Raw genomic sequence first — 3,258 nt, 5'->3', positions numbered from 1 at the left:
GGGCACCCCGCAGGAGGTGTGGGTGCATGGTGGGTGTCATTGGGTTGGCAGTGTGGAGTTGCTGGTCAGGCATTGTCGGGTGGTGGTGGGGCATGAGACCGTCATCCGGGTCCGATGAACGGCGCACACACGGTGCGGGAACGGCGCCCCGCACCGGTGCGGATCGGTAACGACGTGGACCGGGACACGTTCTCTCCCGTCGCCGCCCGACTGCCCGGCGCCACCGTTCCCCACATCCGGGCGTGGAAAGAACCGCGTGCCACGGCAGGGCCGCGCGCCGGCGCGCGCGACGATTCCGCGCGACGCATTGACGGGAGTCGCCAGCCCGTGAATGTGCCGGGGGCGGGCGACCCGGGGGCGCGGAATGGTCGACCCTCGCGCCGGGAGGCGAATGGCGGCCTCGTGGGGACACGCACCGATCGGTCAGGTGCGAATGGTGCCACGCCCGACCGCGGGGCTTGACACCGCGGTCGGTGATGCGGGCCGGTCGGGATGCACGGCGCCGGACGGGGCCTGCGCAGGCGGGTGTCACCGCCGGCGGACGGGCGTCCGCCGGGCGCGCCCCGGACACGCTGGTGCGGCCACCGCGCAGACGCGGTGGTGCGGCTATCGCACGGACGTGGTGGTGGGGCTACCGCGCAGACGCGGTGGTGCGGCTACCGCGCAGACGCGGTGGTGCGGCTACCGCGCGGACGCGGCGGTGCGGCTATCGCACGGACACGCTGGTGGAGCTACCGCACGGAAGTGGTGGTGGGGCCACCGCACGGACACGGTGGTGCGGCTGCCGCGTTCCGGCGCCGGTCACCACCGCGTCCCACGGTCCGTCGTCGACGAGCTGGCCCGTGCGTACGGGCCAGCTCGTCGACCTTCGGTCGGGCCGTCAGTTGCCGCTGTCGAGCACGTTCCCGTCGTGCGGGCGCAGGGCCCGGGAACGCCGGAAGTCGCGGTGCACGAAGATCCGCTGGAGCCACCGGTCGTAGCCGTCGTAGCGGGGCGTGAACTCGGTCCGCCCGTGCAGGGCCAGCCGGTTGTCGACGAACGCGAGGTCGCCGGGCTCCAGGATGAACGTCCGGCGGACGGTGCGCAGCGCGTCGCCGAGCACCGACAGCGCCTGCGTGGCCTCCGGGTCGAGGGGGAACGAACTCTGGAAGTCGACCTGGACGTCCGGGTCCTCGGGGCTGCCGCTGAGGATGCCGTGCGGTTCCGGCGCGCTGCGCAGGTCGCCGAACGACGCCGGCGGCTCGGTGACGAACCGTGGCTCGTGCAGCACCTTGCGGACCTGCTCGGACAGCAGGGGCAGCGCGTTGCGGATCGACGTCACCTGCAACCCGGCCACGTTGTCGTGGTCGTTGCGCAGGCAGTGCAGCCCGACGTAGTCCGGACGGTAGACGTGGAAGGCGTTCTCCACGTGCATGGACAGCGTCACCGAGCCCGCGTTGCCCTGGAACTTCTCCATGCCCGGCACCGGCACGACGTCCTGCACCAGCGCGCCGCTCTTCTCCTCCTTGAAGGCGATGAGCTCCCCGAGTTGCAGCCCGAGCAGCACCTGCGCGGCGGCGGGCACGGTGGACTCGCGCTGCGCCGAGCCGGCCACCGTGGGCGTGCACGGCAGCTCGTCGGCGTCCACGGGCAGGTTCCGCACCAGCAGCACGGCGTCGGGCCCGGGATCCCAGGCGAAGCGCCGCACCATCTGGCGCAGGCGTACGGGCAGGTTGCTGGAGAGTTCGCGGGCCGTTTCGAGCCAGGCGGCCGAGTCCACCAGGCGCGGCGGTCGGCCCGCCAGGTAGCGGGCGATCGTGTCGACCTCGATGTTCTCCTCGCGGGTCAGGACGATCGATCGGTCTGTACTGCGTGTGGGCTGGACGTCGACGGTCACGCCGAGCCTCCTCTGCTGAGGTCCGAGACGGTGTGGGGGTTGAGCGATCGGTCAGTCGTCGTCCTCGTCGTCGTCCCAGAACGCGTCCTGCAGGTGCTCCGCGAGCTGCCGTGGCGTCGGGTTGGCGAACAGGTCGGCGAGCTGTACCGGCATCGACAGTTCGGTCCGCACCCGCTGCACGAGCTGGGCGCCCAGCAGCGAGTGGCCACCGCTGGCGAAGAAGTTCGAGTCCGCGTGCAGGCCCGGCCGGTCGAGCATCTCGGTCCAGATCCCGACCAGGGCGGCGGTCGTCTCGTCCGGCGGGTCGACCTCGGCCGCCGCCCGCGCCGCCGCGAGCGCGACGAGGGCCGCGCGGTCCACGGTGCCCGCCACGGTGACCGGCAACTGGCTCAGCACGACCAGGTCGGGCGTGAGCGGCAGGGCGGCACGGGCGTGCTCGCGCAGCCGCTCCGCCACGTCGAGCTTGCGGGACTCGACGAACGCGACGACCGTGCCGTCCTGCGCGTCGCCGGTGGACCCGACGGCGGCGACCGCCTCCACGTCCGGGTGGGCGGCGAGGACGGACTCGATGTCGCGGAGGTGGATCCGCTGGCCGGCGACGCGTACGTGGGCCGACAGGGGGCCGACGACGTCGATCCGGCCGTCCGGCAGCAGTCGCGCGAGATCCCCGGTGCGGTGGAACCGCCCGTGCGTGGGGTGCTCGCCGAACCGGGCGGCGGTCAGCTCCGGCCGGCCGTGGTAGCCGGCGGCCAGCGTGTCGCCCGCGACGCACAGCTCCCCGCGTACGCCGATGCCCAGCTCGTGATCGGTGCCGGGCTCGGTGACGAACACGCGGGTCGCCGGGAGGACACCGGTGCCGTCCCGTCCGCCGTCGAGCGCGGCGTACCCGGCGACGCCGGGCGTGGTGTAGCCGTGGTGCGGCGTGCAGCCGGTGGCGCGCAGCTGCGCGGCGAGCGGGCGGGGGAGCGGTTCGTGGGCCACCAGGACGGCCCGGCCCGCGAGCCGGGCGCCCGCGTGCTCGACCACCTGGCGCCACACCGCCGGCGACGCCTGCACCACGGTCACGTCGTGCCGCTGGACCAGCTCGCCGAGCGCGTGGCCGTCGGCGCGGGCCTGGTCGGGGGCGACGACGACCCGGCCGCCGGTGGTCAGCGCGACCAGCAGCTCCGTCAGCGCCGCGTCGGTGGCGGCGCTGCCCAGCCAGGCGGTGACGGCCGGCCCATTGGCGGCGACCCGCTCGGCGAGCCGCGCGACGGCGCAGGCCAGCGCCCGGTGGGTGACGGTCACCGCGAGCGGGGCGGGCGCGTCGAGGTCGTACTCCAGGTAGGCCACCGCGTCGAGGTCGACAGCGGACGGCGCGTCGGTGCGGACCGCGTCGGTGG

General features: G+C 74.2%; 2 protein-coding genes. Both read right to left on the bottom strand.

Going from position 1 to position 3,258, the window contains the following annotated elements; genetic code table 11:
* Positions 1 to 880 precede the first annotated feature (880 nt).
* Positions 881 to 1,876: a TauD/TfdA family dioxygenase gene (locus F6X68_RS31735; RefSeq protein ID WP_151457695.1), complete on the bottom strand. Its 996-nt coding sequence runs from the start codon at positions 1,874 to 1,876 to the stop codon at positions 881 to 883.
* 51 nt (positions 1,877 to 1,927) lie between these two features.
* Positions 1,928 to 3,258: non-ribosomal peptide synthetase (locus F6X68_RS31730; RefSeq protein WP_151457694.1), on the bottom strand; the 1,331-nt coding region annotated here is incomplete at its 5' end.

It is taken from the genome of Micromonospora sp. AMSO12t (assembly GCF_008806585.1).
Classification (GTDB): domain Bacteria; phylum Actinomycetota; class Actinomycetes; order Mycobacteriales; family Micromonosporaceae; genus Micromonospora; species Micromonospora reichwaldensis.
This window is presented reverse-complemented; position numbering and strand designations above follow the sequence as displayed.